General features: G+C 64.7%; 18 protein-coding genes. 14 read left to right on the top strand and 4 right to left on the bottom strand.

The features are described from left to right. Positions 1–50: 50 nt before the first annotated feature. The 4 genes from AB4Y82_RS10300 to AB4Y82_RS10285 all read right to left on the bottom strand — a co-directional run bounded on the left by AB4Y82_RS10300 (position 51) and on the right by AB4Y82_RS10285 (position 2,894). A complete protein-coding gene (locus tag AB4Y82_RS10300; RefSeq protein ID WP_441603002.1) occupies positions 51–497 on the bottom strand; it encodes a flagella synthesis protein FlgN in 447 nt (148 codons plus the stop codon). After that, a complete protein-coding gene (gene flgM / locus AB4Y82_RS10295; protein ID WP_441603001.1) occupies positions 494–817 on the bottom strand; it encodes a flagellar biosynthesis anti-sigma factor FlgM in 324 nt (107 codons plus the stop codon). The genes AB4Y82_RS10300 and flgM overlap by 4 nt, the downstream gene beginning before the upstream one ends. Positions 818–900: 83 nt before the next feature. Continuing rightward, positions 901–1,590: a flagellar basal body P-ring formation chaperone FlgA gene (gene flgA / locus AB4Y82_RS10290; RefSeq protein ID WP_441603000.1), complete on the bottom strand. Its 690-nt coding sequence runs from the start codon at positions 1,588–1,590 to the stop codon at positions 901–903. Then, entirely contained in the window at positions 1,587–2,894 is a 1,308-nt protein-coding gene (locus tag AB4Y82_RS10285; protein ID WP_441602999.1) for a methyl-accepting chemotaxis protein, read from the bottom strand. Before AB4Y82_RS10285 ends, flgA begins: the two co-directional genes overlap by 4 nt. Before the next feature lie 160 nt (positions 2,895–3,054). Between AB4Y82_RS10285 and AB4Y82_RS10280 the strand changes: the two genes are divergently transcribed. The 14 genes from AB4Y82_RS10280 to fliD all read left to right on the top strand — a co-directional run bounded on the left by AB4Y82_RS10280 (position 3,055) and on the right by fliD (position 18,660). After that, positions 3,055–3,984 carry a chemotaxis protein gene (locus tag AB4Y82_RS10280; RefSeq protein ID WP_441611263.1) on the top strand — a complete coding sequence of 310 codons (930 nt, stop codon included), beginning with the start codon at positions 3,055–3,057 and terminating at the stop codon, positions 3,982–3,984. 963 nt (positions 3,985–4,947) lie between these two features. Beyond that, positions 4,948–5,349 (top strand): flagellar basal body rod protein FlgB, encoded by a 402-nt coding sequence (flgB, locus tag AB4Y82_RS10275; protein WP_441602997.1) that lies wholly within the window; start codon positions 4,948–4,950, stop codon positions 5,347–5,349. Further along, complete coding sequence (gene flgC / locus AB4Y82_RS10270; protein ID WP_441602996.1) at positions 5,349–5,777, top strand: flagellar basal body rod protein FlgC; 429 nt, start codon at positions 5,349–5,351, stop codon at positions 5,775–5,777. Before flgB ends, flgC begins: the two co-directional genes overlap by 1 nt. Before the next feature lie 16 nt (positions 5,778–5,793). Beyond that, complete coding sequence (locus AB4Y82_RS10265; RefSeq protein ID WP_441602995.1) at positions 5,794–6,498, top strand: flagellar hook assembly protein FlgD; 705 nt, start codon at positions 5,794–5,796, stop codon at positions 6,496–6,498. A gap of 34 nt (positions 6,499–6,532) precedes the next feature. Then, on the top strand, positions 6,533–7,750 hold the full coding sequence (gene flgE / locus AB4Y82_RS10260; protein ID WP_441602994.1) for a flagellar hook protein FlgE: 1,218 nt from the start codon (positions 6,533–6,535) through the stop codon (positions 7,748–7,750). A gap of 6 nt (positions 7,751–7,756) precedes the next feature. After that, on the top strand, positions 7,757–8,497 hold the full coding sequence (gene flgF, locus AB4Y82_RS10255) for a flagellar basal-body rod protein FlgF (RefSeq protein WP_441602993.1): 741 nt from the start codon (positions 7,757–7,759) through the stop codon (positions 8,495–8,497). A 23-nt stretch (positions 8,498–8,520) separates the two neighbouring features. Further along, entirely contained in the window at positions 8,521–9,306 is a 786-nt protein-coding gene (gene flgG, locus AB4Y82_RS10250; RefSeq protein ID WP_046973171.1) for a flagellar basal-body rod protein FlgG, read from the top strand. Positions 9,307–9,314: 8 nt separating this feature from the next. Next, complete coding sequence (flgH, locus tag AB4Y82_RS10245) at positions 9,315–9,998, top strand: flagellar basal body L-ring protein FlgH (RefSeq protein ID WP_441602992.1); 684 nt, start codon at positions 9,315–9,317, stop codon at positions 9,996–9,998. After that, positions 9,998–11,167, top strand: a complete 1,170-nt coding sequence (locus AB4Y82_RS10240) for a flagellar basal body P-ring protein FlgI (RefSeq protein ID WP_441602991.1) — start codon at positions 9,998–10,000, stop codon at positions 11,165–11,167. Before flgH ends, AB4Y82_RS10240 begins: the two co-directional genes overlap by 1 nt. 13 nt (positions 11,168–11,180) lie before the next feature. Then, a complete protein-coding gene (gene flgJ, locus AB4Y82_RS10235) occupies positions 11,181–12,167 on the top strand; it encodes a flagellar assembly peptidoglycan hydrolase FlgJ (protein ID WP_441602990.1) in 987 nt (328 codons plus the stop codon). Positions 12,168–12,184: 17 nt separating this feature from the next. Next, positions 12,185–14,059 (top strand): flagellar hook-associated protein FlgK, encoded by a 1,875-nt coding sequence (gene flgK, locus AB4Y82_RS10230; RefSeq protein ID WP_441602989.1) that lies wholly within the window; start codon positions 12,185–12,187, stop codon positions 14,057–14,059. A gap of 6 nt (positions 14,060–14,065) precedes the next feature. Continuing rightward, entirely contained in the window at positions 14,066–15,295 is a 1,230-nt protein-coding gene (gene flgL / locus AB4Y82_RS10225; RefSeq protein ID WP_441611262.1) for a flagellar hook-associated protein FlgL, read from the top strand. A gap of 257 nt (positions 15,296–15,552) precedes the next feature. Next, complete coding sequence (locus AB4Y82_RS10220) at positions 15,553–16,980, top strand: flagellin N-terminal helical domain-containing protein (RefSeq protein ID WP_441602987.1); 1,428 nt, start codon at positions 15,553–15,555, stop codon at positions 16,978–16,980. Positions 16,981–17,175: 195 nt separating this feature from the next. Beyond that, entirely contained in the window at positions 17,176–18,660 is a 1,485-nt protein-coding gene (gene fliD / locus AB4Y82_RS10215; RefSeq protein WP_441602986.1) for a flagellar filament capping protein FliD, read from the top strand. The last annotated feature ends 12 nt before the right edge of the window (positions 18,661–18,672 follow it).

Here is an 18,672-nt window from a genome sequence, read left to right as displayed (position 1 = left end):
GCCTGCAAACAACCGCGCGTGCTGGAAGGCTGGACGCGCGTCATAACGTCTTAAGCCTCGGCCAAAGACTGTGAGCGCAGGCTCGTGCGCAGATCACCGGTGCGGCCGTACACGCTCGCTTCGGCTTCGTTACCGGTCAGTACGGCCAACGCCTTGCGCACTTGCTGCAGGCGCAGGCCGACGAGATAACCGTTGCGCTGGTTGAGCTGCTGGCAGGCACGCAGCGACTGCAGAATCTCTTGCCAGCGGGGAGCCAGTGTGCGGCTGGCTTCCGGCGCGCCCTGGCTGAGCTGCACGCGTTCGCTGTCGAGCTGCTCCAGTCGCACCATCAATTCGTGCTTGCTGGCGCCGGCCTGATTGAGCGTATCGACGTCGGCTGTTTCCAGGGCGGTGCGCTCGGTGGTGAGCGCATCCATCAATTGGCCCACTGCCAGCCGCATCTCGTCCACCGCGGCGGTCAGCGCATGGTCCAGTTCGGCTTGCAGTGACGGGCTCATGACTTGCCGTTGAGCTGGTTTTCGAGGGACATCATGCGATCGGCAATCTTGCCCGCATCGACCTTGTAGGTGCCGCTGGCCAGCTGCTGGCGGATGTGCTCGACTTTCTTCGTGTCCATGGTGGCACCGCTGTTCGTGCGGGATGCTTCCTGCAAGGCACGCGCGGAGTCGGTCAGCTGGACGCGGTCGTTTGCGCCCGTGCTGCTGCCGGTGGCCTCGCTGGCCGTGGTGCTGGTCGCGCCCTGCGTGGAGCCGCTGGCCTGGCCCGTGGCGGGCTGGGGAAGCTTGGGCAAGCCGTTGTTGGAGATCGTGGTATTCATGGGTCCGTTCTCTTGGATATCTGGCCCTGTTGCTTACAGGATCGGCCAGGGGGCCGCAAACTTTAATCGCTCGTGCACTGCAGTCAGGGTAGCGCCAGGACTTCCCCCGGGGCCGTCACCATGGCGTCGATCACCTTGCCGGAACTGCCGTTGCGCACCTTCAGGCGCGAACCGCTGTCCCCGCCACCCAGCGCGACGCCGCTGGCGCGGACTTCGATCCCATCCAGCCGGGACACCAGTTGCACCTGGTCGCCCGCCTTCACCGCGCTGCGCCCGCCCAGTGCCGCCGGCGTGACCACCGAGCCGGCGCCCAGGGCGCGCGAGAGCGTACGCCCCTGCAGCTCTGCCATGTCGTTGACATAGCCATAGCCCAGGCGGGTGATGTCGCGCTCCTCGCTGCGCACGTCGTCGGCGCGAACGCCGTCACCGCGCTGCAGTGGATGAGTCAGCACCAGCACCTGGCGAAACACCTGCAATTGCACGGGCACGTGCAGAGTCCAGCCATCCGGGCCCGGGCACCTTACCAGCACGTTCATGCGTGGCATCAGACGAGCGCCTGCCTGCAGGCCCGCCGTCAGCGAGGCCGGGCAGGGCGCGAGCTGCAGCGCGTGCGTATCAAGTTCAGCGGCTTGCGCCACGACGCGGCTGCCGGGCGTCTCGTACTGGCCACGCAGCCATTGCTCGGCCGCCGTACGCGCCGCCTGTGCCGGCTCCGTCGCATGGACGGGCAGCACGAGGGCGCCGAGCAGCAGGGCGGCCAGAGGATGCTTCATAAATCGGCGAGCAGTGCGTTCAGTTGGGTCAGCAGCGTTTCGCGCTCGCCTTCGAGCTGTCGCATCAGCTGGCCCGCCTGATCGAGCTGGCCATCGCATAGCAGGGTGGCAAACGTGCTGCCTTGCTCGCGCATGCGCGCGCCAGCGGCCGAGAGTGCGCCGGCGGCGGCGTTGCTGGAGCGGCCTGCAGTGAGGCGGTCGAGCGTGCGGCTGAGGGCCTGGGTGTCGAACCAGCGGCGATCGAGCGCGGCCGGCTCCTGCAGCGCCAGCTCCATCGCCTGGCGCAGGCCTTGGGCGGCTTCGCGCACGGTGAGGCTGAGGCTGGCCGGATCTTCGCCACTTTCGCTCTCCAGCCAGTCCAGCGCGAGGCGATGGCCGAGCAGGGCGCCGCGGCTCAATGCTTCGGACTGGCGGGTGGCTTCCGCCGAACGACGATGCCACGCGCCCAGCGCGGCTTGCGCCGCGACGGCGCGGGCGTGGTGGACGTCCTGATTCTTCTGCATGTTGCCGATGCGCTCGCCGATCTGGCGCAGCGCCTCGCCGCTGTCGCGCAGCGAGGTTTCGGTCTGGCTGAGGCCGCCCTGCGCGCGGTCGAGGCGCTGCAGGCCTTGCTGCACATCGCCATCCAGCTGCAGCGAGAAATCACCGATGGAGCCGGTGACCGTTTCGATCTCGTTGGTGGCCAGGCTGGTTTTCTCGGCCAGCTGTTTCACTTCGTCGGCCACGACGGCAAAGCCGCGACCAGCTTCGCCAGCGCGGGCGGCTTCGATGGCGGCATTCAATGCCACCAGGTTGGTCTGGTGGGCGATTTCCTGCACCACGCTGGTGAGCTTGCGGATCTGCGCCACTTGTTCGGCGAGCTTGCTCTGGTTGCGGTTCATGGCCGACAGCGCCGTGCGCAGCAGGCGCAGCTGGCCGTCGAGCTCGCTCACGCTGCGCTCGCTGGTCTCGCCGGTCTGGCGTGCATAGTCCAGGCCGGTGCCAATCTGTTGGAGGGATGTCGAGATTCCGGCACTGCCGTCCGTCAAACGGCCGACGTCGTCGCGGCTCTCCTGCGCCGACTGGTGCATGGACGCCTGCTCGCGCGCCAGCTGCTGCGATGCACCCAGCACCAGGCCCAGCTGCTCCATCGTCTGCATGGCCACGGCCACGGGCGGCCTGGCAGTGAGAACGGCCGCCAGCAGCGGCGCCAATGCCTGCGCTGCGCGCGGATGGCGGGCCGTCAGCTGTGCGACCTGGGCGCGATCACCCGCCGCGGCAGCGCGGGCAAGTTCGGCGAGGTGCTGGCTCCAGATCAGACTCATGGGTGGATCTTTCCTTACTTTAGGGTCGCCTCCGGCATCGGCGGCGAACGTCGGAACTTGAGAAGCAAGCGACGTGCCATGGCGATGTTGCTGCTCAAGCCGATGCGCCGGCGGCCGATACGCGGGAGATAAAGCGGCTGGGCCGCGGCGAGGAATCCGCATGAGCGCGTGGATGGACAAGGTGGAGCAGCAGACCCGGCTGGCGGGTCACAACCGCGTGGCCATGCTGTTGTTCCGGATGGGCGATGAGCAGCTGTTCGGCATCAATGTGTTCAAGGTGAGGGAGGTCATGCGCCGTCCGCCGATGGAACGCATGCCTGATGCGCATCCGCTGATTGCCGGCAGTTGCGATTACCGTGGCACCACCATTCCCGTCATCGACCTGGCGGTGGCGCTGGGTTACCCGTCTTTGCGTGATGTGAGCTCGGCACACCTTATGGTTACGGAGTTCAGTCGCAGCGTGCAGGGCTTTCTGGTGGCCGAGCCGCAGCGGCTGGTTCACTGCGATGGCGAATCACTGGCTGCGCCGTCGGCAGCGCTGGGCTTTGGCAGTCGCGTCAATGCCGTGACTCGCGTGGACGGCTTCTTGGTCGCCGTGGTCGACGTGGAGCATGTGCTGGCCACGCTCAATGCCAACACCACCGAATTGTCCGCGCCGATGCAGCGCATCGCGCGCGTACATGATCTGCAGCCGCGGCGGGTGATGGTGGTGGACGATTCGCTGGTGGCGCGCAACCAGCTGGTGAATCTGTTCCGCCAGATGGATGTGGAATGCGTGGTCGCCCAGGACGGACGTGAGGCGCTGGAGCGGCTGGAGGCGCTGGCGGAAACGCCTGGCGAGGAAAGCGTGACCCTGGTGGTGTCGGATATCGAGATGCCGCGGATGGATGGTTACGCGTTGACGCGGGCGATTCGCGAAACGGCGTCGCTGCGGTCGCTGAAGGTGGTGTTGCACAGTTCGATCAGCGGGATCTTCAATGAGGCGATGGTGCGCGAGGTGAATGCGGATCGCTTTGTGGCGAAGTTTCAGCCGGATTTGTTGGCGCAGACGGTGTTGGAGTTGATGCCGGAGAGGTTTGAGGGGTTTTGAGGGTTTGTTGGGGTGTCGCCAACGCTCCGATCTGCGCGTCTTGCTCCCTCTCCCCTCTGGGGAGAGGGTTGGGGTGAGGGGCCAATCTAGCCTCACCCTCCGCAGCTACCCCGGTCCTCTCTTGCTCGTCATCCCGGCGTAGGCTGGGATTCACTAGCGAAAGTCCCCGGTTGTTGCCCTATCGCCAGCGTGCCGCCTACGCGGCGGGCGTTTCGTCTGCCTGCCGGCAGCCGAGTTACTTTCTCTTGCTTGCCCAAGAGAAAGTAACCAAAGAGAAGGGCCCCCCCGGACGACGCGCCTTCCGGGCCTTTGGCCCTCCAGGTGCGCGTGCGGGTTACGGGGTTTTTCGACAGGACATCCCTGTCCTGTCGAAAAACTGGCCGCATCCATGCGGCCACCCTTCGGGCTGTTCCTCCACCCGCCCGCCGCGTCATACGGGGACCCCGGTGGCAGAGCCAGATCAAGAGCCCAATACCCGGCGTTGCGGGGCCGAGCAGGTCTTTTGTAGGAGCGCACTTGTGCGCGACCAACCGGAGCGATGCACCGCGGCGCCGCGGTCGCGCACAAGTGCGCTCCTACAGAGGGGTTCGTACGTTGTAGGCCGCGTGTTAGATGCCACGATCCGCTCTTTGTAGGAGCGCACCCTGTGCGCGACAAACCTACGGAGCGGTGCACTGCAGCGTGGCTGTCGCGCACAGGGTGCGCTCCCACAGACAGGCAGGGTGCGGCGATGGCTGGAGGGCTGGGTCGCTCGAAAGTGCTCCGCTGAGACCCTCCCGAGCCCCCGCGTCAGGAAGCCGCTACCGCCCGCGTCGAAATTCCGACTCCCACCCGAAAACCCACTCCAAGGCCTTGCGCAAAATCCGCGTAAACCCAGCAACGGTGCGGCCTCCCAGCCGTCTCCTGAACCGTGGCACGCAAATTGCTCAAACCGTCCCGCGGCCTCCGCCGCAGGAGTGAGTGATGAGTTCGATCAACGACAACCTGTTCGGATTGCACACGCAGGCGCTTGATACGTGGCAGCGGCGCAGTGAAGTGTTGGCGAGCAATCTGGCCAATGCGGACACGCCGGGATACCTCGCGCGCGATGTCGACTTCAAGAAGGCCATGGCCAATGCGAGCGGCAACAGCAACACGCTGGCCATGACGATTACGCAGCCGGGGCAGATCAATCCGCAGGCGCAGTCGGCGCAACAACTTGCGTATCGCACGCCCACGCAGCCCTCGATGGACGGCAATACGGTGGACACGCAGGTGGAGCAGGCGAACTTCGCCGCTAACGGCGTGCATTACCAGGCAAGCCTGTCCTTTATCACGGCGCAGATCCACATGCTGCGCACGGCCATCACCGGAGGCCAGAGCTGATGTCCTTGTTCAAGATCTTTGATGTCTCCGGTTCGGGCATGGCGGCGCAGTCGCTGCGGCTCAACACGGTGGCGTCCAACCTTGCCAATGCCGACAGCGTGTCGAGCACGCCCGAGGGCGCGTATCGCGCGAAGGAGCCGTTGTTCTCGGCGGTGCAGCGCGCGATGGGCGGCGCCAAGAACGCCGATGCGGACAGTTCCGTGGGCGTGCAGGTGAAGGGCGTGACCGAGAGCCAGGCCGATGTGCAGGCTCGTTACGAGCCGGGCAACCCGATGGCGGACGACACGGGTTACGTCTATGGCAGCAACGTCAATCCCATCGATGAGCTGGTGAACATGATCACGGCGTCGCGCTCGTACCAGAACAACGTCGAGGCGATGAATACCACCAAGCAGCTGATGCTCAAGACACTCGACCTCGGCAAGTAAGCCGGCAGGAAACCCCATGTCCACGATTCCAAGCAGCACCAGCAATACCAATACGAACAACTCGAGCAGTTCCAGTTCGAGCAGCTCGTCGAACGTGAACTCGGCGCTGTCGAGCACGATGACGCAGGCTGATTTCCTCAAGTTGATGACGGCCCAGCTGCAGGCGCAGGACCCGACCAACCCGGTCGACAACTCGCAGTTCGTTTCGCAGATGGCGCAGTTCAGCCAGTTGTCGGCCACGCAGCAGCTCGATACCGACCTGCAGACGATGAGCAGCAATGTCACGTCGAACATGCAGACCTCGCAGGTGCTCAGCTCGGCGAACCTGGTGAACCGTGATGTGCTGGTACCGGCCGGCTCGGCCGCCTTTGACGGCACCGACGCGATAAAGGGCGCCATCAATGTGACCGCCGCGAGCAGCCCGACGGTGCAGGTGCTCGATGGCAGCGGCAACGTGATACGCACGATTGCCCTGGGTGCACAAAGCGCGGGCCTGGCGCAGTTCAGCTGGGACGGCAAGGACGACAGCGGCAATACGGTGGCCAAGGGCACTTATACGCTGCAGGCGAGCAGTGGCTCGGGCAGCGCCAGCACCTCGTTGGACACCTATGTCTCCGGCACGGTGACGGGCGTGGGTTATGGCGGCAGCACGCTGGGCACGTACTTGCAGGTATCGGGCGTGGGCGGCGTGCCGCTCAGTCAGGTGGCACAGATTCTCTGACGCTACACGCGTCCACTCACACGAGGAATAGAACATGGCACTCAACACGGCGCTCAGCGGCATCAACGCTGCCCAGTCCGATCTCAACGTCATCGCCAACAACATCGCCAATGCGAACACCACCGGCTTCAAAGGTTCGCGTGCGGAGTTCGCGGACATCTTCGCGGTGACCGGCCTCAATCTCAATTCCACTGCGGTGGGCAGCGGCGTCACGCTGCAGGACGTGGCGCAGCAGTTCAATCAGGGCGACCTGCAGACCACCGGCAACAGCCTGGACCTGGCCATCAATGGCAATGGCTTTTTCGCGGTGAACAACGGCAGCGGCGTGCAGTACACGCGCGCCGGCGATTTCATCAAGAACTCCAACGGCTTCATCACTTCGCCGGATGGTTCGCGCCTGCAGATCTACCCGCCCAACGGCAATGGCGGCTTCGACATGAGCACGCTGTCCGACTTCAGCTGGCAGACCGCGCAGAGCAGCGCCACGGCGACCTCGTCGATCACCTTGTCGTCGAACCTGCCGGCCAGCGCCACCGTGCCGACGAATCCGTTCAGCACCACCGATTCGACCAGCTACAACAACGCGGCGCCGGTCACCGTGTACGACTCGCAGGGCGGTTCGCATCAGGCCACGATCTACTACGTGAAGACCGGCACCAACACCTGGAACGCCAATCTCTATGTGGACGGCCAGAGCGCCGGCACGCAGCCGATGACGTTCGACAGCACCGGCAAGCTCACCACGCCGACCACCGGCACGCTGGCCTTCAACCCGGTCAATCTGGGCAACGGTTCCTCGCCGCTGACGCTGTCGCTCAACGTGACCAATATCACCCAGTTCGGTACAGACTACTCGGCCGCCCCGATCATCCAGAACGGCTTCGAAGCAGGCACCTTGTCGGGTCTGGACATCGACGAAAAGGGTGTGGTCACGGCGACCTATTCGAACAACCAGAGCACGCAGATCGGCCAGGTGGCCATCGCCAACTTCGCCAACGTGCAGGGCCTGCGCCAGCTGGGCAATACCACCTGGGTGGCGAGCACCGATTCGGGCCCGGCCACGATGGGTACGGCGAACTCGGGTGAGTTCGGCACCATCGAGTCCGGCGAGCTGGAAAGCTCCAATACGGCTGACACCACCGCGCAGCTGGTCGACATGATCCAGGCCCAGCGCAACTACCAGGCCAATGCGCAGGTGTTGTCGACCGACAACACGCTGGCGTCGTCCTTGTTCAACGCCGTCTCGCGCTGATAAGCCATGGACCGTTCCGTCTACGTAGCGATGACCGGGGCGACGCAGATCATGCGCGCCCAGGACGCGGTGAGCCACAACCTGGCCAACGCGTCCACGGTCGGCTTCAAGAGCCAGATGTCCGCGTTCCAGAGCGTGCCGGTACTTGGCGATGGCACGCCGGCGCGCATCAACGCGGTAACGCATGGCATTGGGCAGAGCAGCGCGCAGGGTTCGCCGGTCAACACCGGGCGTTCGCTGGATATTTCGGTGCGCGGTCCGGGTTTCATCGCGGTGCAGGCGCCAGACGGTTCGGAAGGCTATACGCGTGCGGGCGATCTTCAGCTCACCGCGGACGGCGGGTTGACCGATTCGCGCGGCAATCCGGTGATGGGCAGTTCCGGGCCCATCACCATTCCGCCTTCCACGGATATCAGCGTGGGCTCGGACGGCACCATCTCTACCGTGCCGCAAGGGCAGGGCCCGAATTCTGTATCGCAGATCGATCGCATCAAGCTGGTCAACCCGGACGTTGCGCAGATGACGCAGGCCGGCGACGGCCTGATGCATATGAGCGACGGCAGCACGGCCGCCGCCGACGAGAACATCACCATCGCCTCGGGCGAGCTGGAAGGCAGCAACGTCAATGCATCGGCGGAGCTGGTGAAGATGATCGCGCTTTCGCGCCAGTACGACATGCAGGTGAAGTCCATCAAGACCTCCGAGGACAACGCCGATTCCAGCCTCAAGCTGCTGCAGTCCAACTAAGCCTGACTTACACGGAGTAACCGATGTTTTCTTCCCTGTGGATTGCCAAGACCGGCCTGGACGCGCAGCAGACGCGCATGGACGTGATCTCCAACAACCTGGCCAACGCCAACACCACCGCGTTCAAGAGTTCGCGTGCGGCGTTCCAGGACCTGATGTACCAGAACAAGGGCCAACCCGGATCGCAGACCACCGAGCAGACGCTCAACCCGTCGGGCCTGATGCTGGGCACCGGCGTGAAAGTGGTGGGCAACGAAAAGCTGTTCACCGAAGGCAACCTGACCCAGACCGGCGGCTCGATGGATGTGGCCATCCAGGGGCGCGGCTTCCTGCAGGTGAGCATGCCCGATGGCAGCGTGGCGTATACGCGCGACGGTGCGCTGCATACCGATCCCAATGGCCAGCTGGTGACGGCGGACGGCTATCCGCTGGAGCCGGCCATCACCATGCCGCCGGGCGTGCAGAACATCACCATCGGCACGGACGGCACGGTCTCGGCAACCACCACCTCGTCCGCGACGCCGCAGACGCTGGGCACGCTGCAACTGGCCGACTTCATCAACCCCGCCGGCCTGCAGCCGCTGGGCCAGAACCTTTATGTGGAAACCGCCTCGAGCGGCGCGCCGCAGACCGGCCAGCCTGCCCTCAACGGCATGGGCTCGCTGCTGCAGGGTTCGCTGGAGTCGTCCAACGTCAACGTGGTGGCCGAGATGGTCAACATGATTGAAACCCAGCGCACCTACGAAATGAATTCCAAGGCGATCAGCAGCACCGACCAGATGCTGCAAGACCTGACCGACAAGATGTGAGAACTCCCATGCTGTCCTTCCGCTTCCTCAACCGACTCAGTGTCGTGGTGGCCGTCGCCGTGCTCGCCGGCTGCGTCATGCCGCAGCCGCGCGACGCCAACCAGTGGGCGGCAACCATGCCGGCGGAACAACCCGTGGCGCCGCCGACCGATGGCTCGATCTACCACGCCGAGCAAGGCATGGAGTTGTTCAACGATGCGCGCGCGCATCGCGTGGGCGACATCCTTACCATCTCGCTGGTGGAGAGCACGCAGGCGTCGAAGAAGGCCAGCACCAGCACCAGCAAGAAAGACACCGCCAGCATCGATGCGCCGACCATTCTCGGTCAGGGCCTGAGCATCGGCGGCAAGGTGGCCAATACCACCACCAATGGCGACCGCAGCTTCGACGGCAGCGGCGACAGCAGCCAGAGCAACCAGCTGACCGGCTCGATCACGGTGACCGTCGCGCAGCGCCTATCCAACGGCAACCTGCTGGTGCGTGGCGAGAAGATGCTCACCATCAACCAGGGCCAGGAGCTGATCCGCATCTCCGGCATCGTGCGCCCGCAGGACATCCTGCAGGACAACAGCGTGCCGTCCACGCGCGTGGCAGCCGCACAGATCGCCTATACCGGCAAGGGTTCGCTGGCCGATGCGAATACGCAGGGCTGGTTGTCGCGCTTCTTCAGCTCCAAGTGGATGCCGTACTGATGAACATCCGTCGCCTGCTCCCGCGCGTCTCGCTCGTTCGTATCCGCGAACGTGTCGCATCGGCGCTAAGCAGCACGGCCATCGTGCTGTGCGCCTGCCTCTCGGTGAACCAACCGCTACATGCGGACAAGATCCGCGACCTCACCCAGGTCGCCGGCGTGCGCAGCAATCAGTTGATCGGTTATGGCCTGGTGGTAGGCCTGGATGGCAGTGGCGACCAGACCACGCAGGCGCCGTTCACCACGCAGAGTCTGGAAAACATGCTGGTGCAGTTCGGCATCACGGTGCCGGCCAATGTGCGTCCGCAGTTGAAGAACGCAGCAGCCGTCACGGTCACCGCACAGCTGCCGCCGTTCGCCAAGCCGGGGCAGGCGATCGATGTCACGGTGGCGTCGATCGGCAATGCCAAGAGCATTCGCGGCGGCGAATTGTTGATGACGCCGCTGCGCGGTGCCGACGGCAATGTCTATGCGATGGCGCAGGGCAGTGTGGTGGTGGGTGGCATCAGCGCGCAGGGCAAGAGTGGTTCCAGTGTGCAGGTGAATATTTCCGCCAGCGGTCGCGTGCCTAATGGCGCGACGGTCGAGCGTGCTGTGGCTTCCGCGTTTTCCAACGGCGGCGACCTCGTGCTCAATCTCAACACGGCCGACTTCACCACGGCGACGCGCGTGGCAGAAGCGGTCAATCGGACCTACGGCGCCGGCACCGCGAGTGCGCTCGATGGTGGCTCGGTGAGCGTGCGTGGTCCGCTCGACCCGGCCCAGCGCGTGGCATGGCTGGGCGCGATCCAGGGCATCGAAGTGACGCCGGGCGATGCGCCCGCGCGCGTGGTAGTCAACTCTCGCACCGGCACCGTGGTGATCGGACAGGAAGTGCGCGTGACGCCTGCCGCCGTGGCGCACGGCTCGATCCAGGTGACGATTTCCGAGAATCCGCAGGTATCGCAGCCGGCGCCCTTCAGCAAGGGTGGGCAGACGGTGGTGGTGCCGCAAAGCGACGTGCAGGTCAGCGAGGACGGCGGCCACATGTTCAAGTTCGGCCCAGGTACGAATCTCGACACCATCGTGCGTGCGGTAAATCAGGTGGGCGCCTCGCCCAGCGATCTGATCTCCATCCTGCAGGCGCTCAAGCAGGCGGGTGCGCTGCATGCGGAGCTGGTGGTGATCTGATGGAGATGATCTGATGGCGATCTCCGGCGACGCTGCCAGCAGTCTCAATACCTGGACCGATCTGTCCGGGTTCGCCGCGCTGCGCCAGAGCGCGCAGAGCGACGCCAAGGCGGCACTGCCGGCGGTAGCCAAGCAGTTCGAGTCGATCTTCACCCAGATGATGCTCAAGTCGATGCGCGACGCGAGCAGCGGCGACGGCTTGTTCGACAGCGATGCCGGCAACCAGTGGCGCGACATGTTCGACCAGCAGTTGTCGGTGCAGCTGTCGCAGGGCGGCAATGGCATCGGCATCGCGCAGATGCTGGTGCGCCAGTTGGGCGGCGCACTCGGCGGCAAGTCGGATGGCACGACCGGCGACGCCAGTGGCAGCAAGACAGCCGGTGCGGCAGGCCTGGACGACAGCTGGCAGAAGCGCCTCAGCGACATCGCAGGTTCGGCGCGGCAGGTCGGCGAGAAGGTGCTCAAGCTGATGCCGGCCGATGCGGAAGATTTCGTGCGCCAACTGGCACCTTATGCGCAAAAAGCTGCGGAGAAACTCGGTGTATCGGTACGCGCGGTGTTGGCGCAGGCCGCGCTGGAAACGCAGTGGGGCCAGCACATGCCGGCGCATTCCAACGGCAATACCAGCAACAACCTGTTCGGCATGAAGGCCGGGCAGAGCTGGGGCGGCGAAAAGGTCAGCGTGCCCACGCTGGAATTCGAAGACGGCGTAGCGGTGCATCGCCGCGCGCAGTTCCGCTCCTACGACAACCCGGGCCAGTCGTTCGACGACTACGCCCAACTGATTGCCGACAACCCGCGTTATGCCAAGGCGCTCAACCATGGCGAAGACGTGGTGGGCTTCGCCCGCGGACTGGCCAGCGGTGGTTATGCGACCGATCCGTCCTATGCGCAAAAAATCGTGGCCATCGCCAATAGTCCCCAGATGCGTGACGCACTCGACGCCATCGGGCAAGCCGCCCTCAAGAAAGTCGGCGTCGCGCCGAACCCCTCCCAGTGATTGCTCCGGAATGACATATGTCTAACCTTCTCAGCATTGGTACCTCAGGGCTGAACGCCGCACAGGTGGCGTTGACCACCGTGGGCAACAACATCAGCAACGTCAACACGGCGGGCTATAGCCGTCAGACGGTGCTGCAGACCGAGGCCATCTCGCAGGCCGGCGGCAACTACACCATCGGCAGCGGCGTCAATGTGCAGGCGGTGCAGCGCGCCTACAGCGACTTCCTCACCACCGCGTTGTGGACGTCCAATTCCAGCCTGCAGCGCGCCACCACGTACAACAGCCTGGCCACCACGCTCAACAGTTCGCTCTCGGCCAGCGGCAACCTGCAGACTGCGCTGGATAACTTCTATGGCGCGTTCAGCACGGTCGCCAATACGCCGGGCGTTGCCTCGAGCCGTCAGTCGCTGCTGGGCAGCGCCGGCCAGGCCGTCACGGTGTTCAATACGCTGGGCCAGCAGCTCGCGGCGCAGCAGAGCCAGGTGAATGCGCAGATTTCGACCACGGTCGACAGCATCAACAACGTCTCGGCCAATATCGCCAGCGTGAACGCGCAGATCCATGCGGCGGGCAACAATGTTCCCAACGACCTGCTCGACCAGCGCGACAACCTGGTGCAGACGCTGTCGGGTTACCTGGGCGTGTCTGCCTATACGCAGAGTGACGGCACCGTCAGCGTGTATACCTCGAGCGGCGCGGCACTGGTCACCGGCGACAAATCGTTTGCGCTCAAGACCGGCAACAATCAGTACGACGCCTCGCGCACCGAAGTGCTCGACAACACCGGCACCGTGGTCAGCAGCAAATTGAGCGGCGGCTCGCTGGGTGCGTTGCTCGATTACCGCGGCAACGTGCTCGACAGCGTGCAGAACCAGCTCGGCCAGGCGGCCGTGGCGCTGTCCACCAGCGTCAACACGCAGCAGTCCAAGGGTCTGGATCAATACGGCAAGCGGGGCGGGCCGATGTTCAGCGTACCGTCGCCGGCCGTGCTGCCCAGCAATCTCAACAAGGGCACCGCCAGCGTGTCGGCGAGCATCAGCGACGTGTCGCAGCTCACCGGCTCGGACTATGTGCTGAGCTACGACGGCAGCAACTGGAGCATGGCGACTACCGCCGGCCAGAGCGTGCCGATGACGGCCAACCCGGATGGCACGTATTCCGCCGACGGCATGACGCTGACGCTGTCCGGCACGGCGCAGGCGGGCGACACGTTCCAGCTGCAGCCGACGCGCCAGGCATCCACCGGCCTCGCGCTCACCATGACTGATCCCAACGGCATTGCTGCCGCAGCCGCGTTGAATGCGACGGCGGCCAAGGCCAATACCGGCAACGGCGCGATCGGCTCGGTGACGGTGACCGATCCCACCAATGCTGCCCTGCTCAGCGGCGCCACTGTCAGTTTTCCGACGTCCGGCAGCTATCAGGTGACCGACGGCTCGGGCAACGTGCTTGCCAGCGGCAGCTATGCGCCGGGGCAGACCATCAGCGCCAATGGCTGGAGCGTGACACCGTCGGGCACACCGGCAGCAAGCGACAGCTTCAGCATCGGCGCCAACACCAACGGCCTCAACGACACCAGCAATGCGCTTGCGCTGGCCGGCCTGGCGGACAAGGGTGTGCTGGCCGGCGGCACGCAGTCGGTGATCGATGCGTACGGCACGCTGACCACCAACATCGGCACGGTGGGCAGCCAGGCAGGAAGCAACCTCACCACGCAGACCAGCCTGTTCAACCAGGCCATGTCCGCGCAGCAAAGCGTTTCGGGCGTGAACCTCGATGAAGAGGCGTCCAACATGGTCAAGTACCAGCAGGCCTACCAGGCCTCCGCGCAGGTGATCTCCACCGCGCAAACCATCTTCAGCAGCTTGCTCACCGCGATCCAGGGATAACCGTCCATGCGCCTTTCAACGAGCTGGATGTATCAGCAGTCGCTCAGCACCATGCTCAGCCAGCAGAGCGCGCTGGCCGCGACGCAGAACGAAGTCAGCACCGGCAATCGCATCAACCTGGCCTCCGACGATCCGGCCGGTGCCGGTCAGGTGGTGAGCCTCAATCATGTGATCGCGGCGAACGAGCAGTATTCGAACTCCATCGATACGGCGAACACCCGACTGAACACCGAGGCGAGCACGCTCAGCTCAGTCAACAGCGTGCTCGACAATGCACGCACGCTGGCCTTGCAGGCGGTCAACGGCACCTTGTCGGCGAGCGACCGCAACAGCATCGCCAGCCAGCTCAGCCAGATGCGCGACCAGCTCCTTCAACTGGCCAACACCACCGACAGCAACGGCAACGCACTGTTTGCCGGCACCAGCACGACCAAGACGCCGTTCCAGTCGGACGCCAATGGCGTGGTGACTTACGGCGGCAACGATGCACAGCAACGCTCGGCAGTGGGCGCAGGCCTGCAGGTCGCCAGCAGCGATCCGGGCTCGGGCCTGTTCATGACTATTCCCATGGGCAATGGCACGTTCGAAGCCAGTGCAGGCAGCGCCAACACCGGCACCCTGGTGGTGGGCAGCAACAGCGTTACTGATCTCAATGCGTGGAATAGCGCCGCGTCCAGCAGCGGCGGCGGCTACACCATCACCTTCGGCACCGGCGGCACGTGGTCGGCGACCGATGCCAACGGCAACGCCGTGCTCGACAGCAGCGGCAACCCGGTCACTGGCACGTATACCGATGGCGGCTCGATCAGCTTCAACGGCATGACCATGGCGATGAGCGGCACGCCTGCCGCCGGCGACACAGTGTCGGTTACATCCGGTGGCCAGCAGGACATCTTCAGCACGCTCACCAACATGATCAATGCGCTGCAGAGCGGCAGCACCACCGATACGCAGCTCACCAATGTGATGAGTCGCCAGATCGAGTCGATCGACCAGACGCAGTCGGCGATCAGCTCGGTGCAGGTCTCCATCGGTGGACGCCTGGACACGCTGCAACAGCAGCAGGGCGCCTATCAGGATCTCAGCGTCACCTACAAGAGCGCACTGTCGGATGTGCAGGGCGCCGATGCGTATACCGCCATCAGCAATCTGTCGCTGCAGCAGACGGCGTTGCAGGCATCGCAGCAGATGTTTGCGCAGGTGAAGTCGATGAGCCTGTTCAACTATCTGAAGTAATCGCAGCAAGCTGCGCGCAAGGCAAACATCGCAAGAACGAGAGGAGGGCTACGCAACGTTGAATGGTTGATGGGACGGCAGAAAGGCGGGCAAGGCCCGATCCAGTGCGCTCCATCACGAATTGGCATCGAACACGGCTCAAGTAATCGCAGGACGGGCCGAAAAGTTCACTGAGGCGGATGGCATCCCACGCGGAACCTGATCGCCGGCACGCATACAGCCAATTCAACCGGTCACCGGTTACGTAGGAGAAATCCATGTCTCTCGTTATCAATACCAATATCTCGTCGCTGAACGCGCAGAACAACCTGACCAAGTCGCAGAGCGCGCTGTCCACCGCCACGCAGCGTCTGTCCTCGGGTCTGAAGATCAACAGCGCCGCCGACAACGCCGCCGGCTTCGCCATCTCGCAGCGCTACACCACGCAGATCGGCGGCCTCGGCCAGGCCAGCGCCAACGCGTCGGACGCCATCAACCTGGCGCAGACCGCAGGTTCGGCTCTGGACCAGGTCACCGCCAACCTGCAGGCGATCCGCGACCTCGCGGTGCAGTCGGCCAACGGTACCTACACCGATTCGGACCGCGCCTCGATCGACCAGGAAGTGCAGCAGCGCCTGGCTGAAATCACCCGTATCGCCAACCAGACCACGTTCAACGGTTCGAACGTGCTGGACGGCTCGATGAAGACGAAGAGCTTCCAGATCGGCGCCGACGTCGGCCAGACCATCTCGGTGAGCCTGGGCACCAGCGTGAAGTCGAGCGCCATGGGCCAGGTTGCCGAAGTGGCCTCGGGCGACATCAGCAATGCGTTCAAGGGCTATACGCTCGCCGCTGGCGCGCTGAACGTGTCCGTCGACGGCGGCACCACCAACGTTGCCGTTGCTGCTGGCACCTACCACAGCGCCGGTGACCTGGCTGCCGCCATCAACACGGCTGCGGGCAGCTCGGTGGCGTCGGTTGACAGCACGACGGGCGAACTGAAGATCAACAACGGCGGCGCCGCTGCCCTGACCTTCACCGGCGCAGCTGCCACCACGCTCGGCCTGCCGGCCTCGACCGCCGCTGCCGGCACCGGTGCCTCCACGGGCGTCGTGGCCGCCACGGGCGATCTGTCGAAGGAAGGCCTGACCATCAATGGCACGGCCATCGACCTGAGCAGCGCCAAGAGCCTGCAGGACGTGTCCGACGCCATCAACGCGGCCGGTATCACGGGCGTCAGCGCGGCAGTGAATGGTGCCGGCAACGGCATCAACTTCTACTCCGCCGGTGCGCTGACGGTTGGCGACACCAAGGGTCAGATCGTCGGCGCGTCCGCTACGGACGTGAACGCCGGTGCGACCTACACCCAGGGCACCTCGGCCGCGACCGGTGGCTCGCTCGCCACGGGTAGCGTGGGCACGGTGGATTCGGCCAACGACCTGATCTCCCGCGTCGACGTCGCCCTGAAGACGGTCAGCGATTTCGCTGCCCAGCTGGGTGCGGTGCAGAACCGCTTCCAGTCGACCATCTCCACGGTGGCCGCTCAGACCACCAACCTGCAGGCTTCGCAGTCGACCATCCAGGACGCGGATTTCGCGGCCGAGACGGCCAACCTCAGCAAGGCGCAGGTGCTTCAGCAGGCGGGTATCTCGGTGCTGGCCCAGGCCAACTCCAACCCGCAGCAGGTTCTCAAGCTGTTGCAGTAACGGACGCAGGCCCGGATGCGACTCCTCCCGAGTCGCATCCACCGCGGCCGGATCTACCACCAGGCGGGTTGCCCCTCGCAGCCCGCCCGGTGTTTCGGGAGCTTCCGGCAAAGTCTTCATGCGTGAAGATTTTGCCGGGGGCTCGAAAACTTCCGCCACGGCGGAATCACTTCGGGAAACGGACAAGGTAGTGCGATGACCACGACTAGCAGCACCAGCGGTAGCAGCCTCAGCGCGTTGCTCAATTCGCTCACGTCGGCCACCAGCGGCTCCGGCAGTTCATCCTCGTCGAGCGGTTCATCGTCCGCCGGCAGCGGCACGCTCAGCGCCGCAGGCATCGGCTCGGGCCTGAACGTCGATTCGATCGTCACGGCGCTGGTGAATGCACGCAAGGCCGCATCGCAACAGCAGATCACCACGCGCACCAACCAGACGAACAGCCTGCTGGGCGGCCTGTCGTCGTTGAATTCGGCGCTGGGCGGCATCCAGACCGCGCTGGCGACGCTCAGCGCCGCCAGCACGTTCAGCAGCTACAACGCGACGCTGACCGCGCAGGGCAGCAGTAGCAGCATCGGCACCGCGACGACGATGTCGAGCGCGCATCCGGGCACCTACACCATCGCCGTAAGCCAGCTGGCCACGGCGCAGAAGCGTGCCAGCAGCCCGGTGACTTCGGGTACGGCAGTCGGCGCAGGCACGTTGAACATCACGGTCGGTTCGACCACCATGAACCTGGCCGTGTCGGCCACCGATTCGCTGTCGAGCATCGCCACGGCGATCAATAATTCCTCGTCCAATCCGGGTGTGACGGCCACCATCGTCAACGGCACGAATGGCCAGCAGCTGATGCTGAGCTCGACCAAGACGGGCGTGGCCAACGGCTTCACCGTCAGCGCCAACGCCACCAGCAGCAGCGGCCTCACCAGTCTCGCCAATACGCTCAACACACCGGGCGGTAACGAGGCGCAGGACGCCAAGCTCACGCTGGACGGCATCGCCGTCACCAGTCCCACCAATTCCGTCAGCGGCATGATGGACGGTGTGACGCTCAACCTCACCGGCACCGGCACCAACACGCTGACCGTGGCGCAGGACAATACCGCCGCCACCAACGCGATCCAGGGCTTGGTGGACGCGTACAACAGCTATGCGTCCACCGTAACGTCGCTGTCGAGCTTCGACACCACCGGCGCCAATCCTCCCGGCGTGCTGCTGGGCGACAACACGCTCACCTCGGTGCAGCGCCAGATCGCCTCCGTGTTGAGCAATTCGGTCAAGGGCAACGGCATCGGCACGCTGGCCAATGTCGGCATCACGCGCAATGCCGACGGCACCATGAGCCTGGATAAAGACAAGCTTGCCGCGGCCTTCCAGAGCAATCCCTCGGCAGTGAAGGACTTGTTCACCGGTCCCAACGGCTATGGCACCACGCTCAACACGGCGATCAATTCGTACACGCAGAGTGGCGGCATCATCGGCACGCGGATGGACAGCCTCAACAATACGTTGACGCAGCTGGGCCAGCAGCAGACCTCGCTGGACAACCGCATGGCCACGTACCAGACGCAGTTGCAGCAGCAGTACACCGCGCTCGATACGCTGATGTCCTCGCTCAACAACACCAGCACGTATCTCACCACGGCGCTTGCGCAGCTGACCAACTCCAGCTCCAAGAACTGACCTCCGGGGATC

This window comes from Dyella sp. 2YAF14 (genome assembly GCF_052114725.1).
Lineage (GTDB): Bacteria > Pseudomonadota > Gammaproteobacteria > Xanthomonadales > Rhodanobacteraceae > Dyella.
Note: the sequence above shows the minus strand (reverse complement) of the source record. Positions and strands in the feature narration are given on the sequence as shown.

What these genes read in the sequence shown, in the direction of transcription:
- AB4Y82_RS10240 (WP_441602991.1), top strand. Translation starts at nt 9,998, where the DNA reads ATGAACATCCGTCGCCTGCTCCCGCGCGTCTCGCTCGTTCGTATCCGC.
- AB4Y82_RS10280 (WP_441611263.1), top strand. Translation starts at nt 3,055, where the DNA reads ATGAGCGCGTGGATGGACAAGGTGGAGCAGCAGACCCGGCTGGCGGGT.
- flgL (WP_441611262.1), top strand. Translation starts at nt 14,066, where the DNA reads ATGCGCCTTTCAACGAGCTGGATGTATCAGCAGTCGCTCAGCACCATG.
- flgB (WP_441602997.1), top strand. Translation starts at nt 4,948, where the DNA reads ATGAGTTCGATCAACGACAACCTGTTCGGATTGCACACGCAGGCGCTT.
- flgC (WP_441602996.1), top strand. Translation starts at nt 5,349, where the DNA reads ATGTCCTTGTTCAAGATCTTTGATGTCTCCGGTTCGGGCATGGCGGCG.
- flgE (WP_441602994.1), top strand. Translation starts at nt 6,533, where the DNA reads ATGGCACTCAACACGGCGCTCAGCGGCATCAACGCTGCCCAGTCCGAT.
- flgG (WP_046973171.1), top strand. Translation starts at nt 8,521, where the DNA reads ATGTTTTCTTCCCTGTGGATTGCCAAGACCGGCCTGGACGCGCAGCAG.
- flgH (WP_441602992.1), top strand. Translation starts at nt 9,315, where the DNA reads ATGCTGTCCTTCCGCTTCCTCAACCGACTCAGTGTCGTGGTGGCCGTC.
- flgF (WP_441602993.1), top strand. Translation starts at nt 7,757, where the DNA reads ATGGACCGTTCCGTCTACGTAGCGATGACCGGGGCGACGCAGATCATG.
- flgM (WP_441603001.1), bottom strand. Translation starts at nt 817, where the DNA reads ATGAATACCACGATCTCCAACAACGGCTTGCCCAAGCTTCCCCAGCCC.
- flgK (WP_441602989.1), top strand. Translation starts at nt 12,185, where the DNA reads ATGTCTAACCTTCTCAGCATTGGTACCTCAGGGCTGAACGCCGCACAG.
- AB4Y82_RS10300 (WP_441603002.1), bottom strand. Translation starts at nt 497, where the DNA reads ATGAGCCCGTCACTGCAAGCCGAACTGGACCATGCGCTGACCGCCGCG.
- AB4Y82_RS10220 (WP_441602987.1), top strand. Translation starts at nt 15,553, where the DNA reads ATGTCTCTCGTTATCAATACCAATATCTCGTCGCTGAACGCGCAGAAC.
- AB4Y82_RS10265 (WP_441602995.1), top strand. Translation starts at nt 5,794, where the DNA reads ATGTCCACGATTCCAAGCAGCACCAGCAATACCAATACGAACAACTCG.
- fliD (WP_441602986.1), top strand. Translation starts at nt 17,176, where the DNA reads ATGACCACGACTAGCAGCACCAGCGGTAGCAGCCTCAGCGCGTTGCTC.
- flgJ (WP_441602990.1), top strand. Translation starts at nt 11,181, where the DNA reads ATGGCGATCTCCGGCGACGCTGCCAGCAGTCTCAATACCTGGACCGAT.
- AB4Y82_RS10285 (WP_441602999.1), bottom strand. Translation starts at nt 2,894, where the DNA reads ATGAGTCTGATCTGGAGCCAGCACCTCGCCGAACTTGCCCGCGCTGCC.
- flgA (WP_441603000.1), bottom strand. Translation starts at nt 1,590, where the DNA reads ATGAAGCATCCTCTGGCCGCCCTGCTGCTCGGCGCCCTCGTGCTGCCC.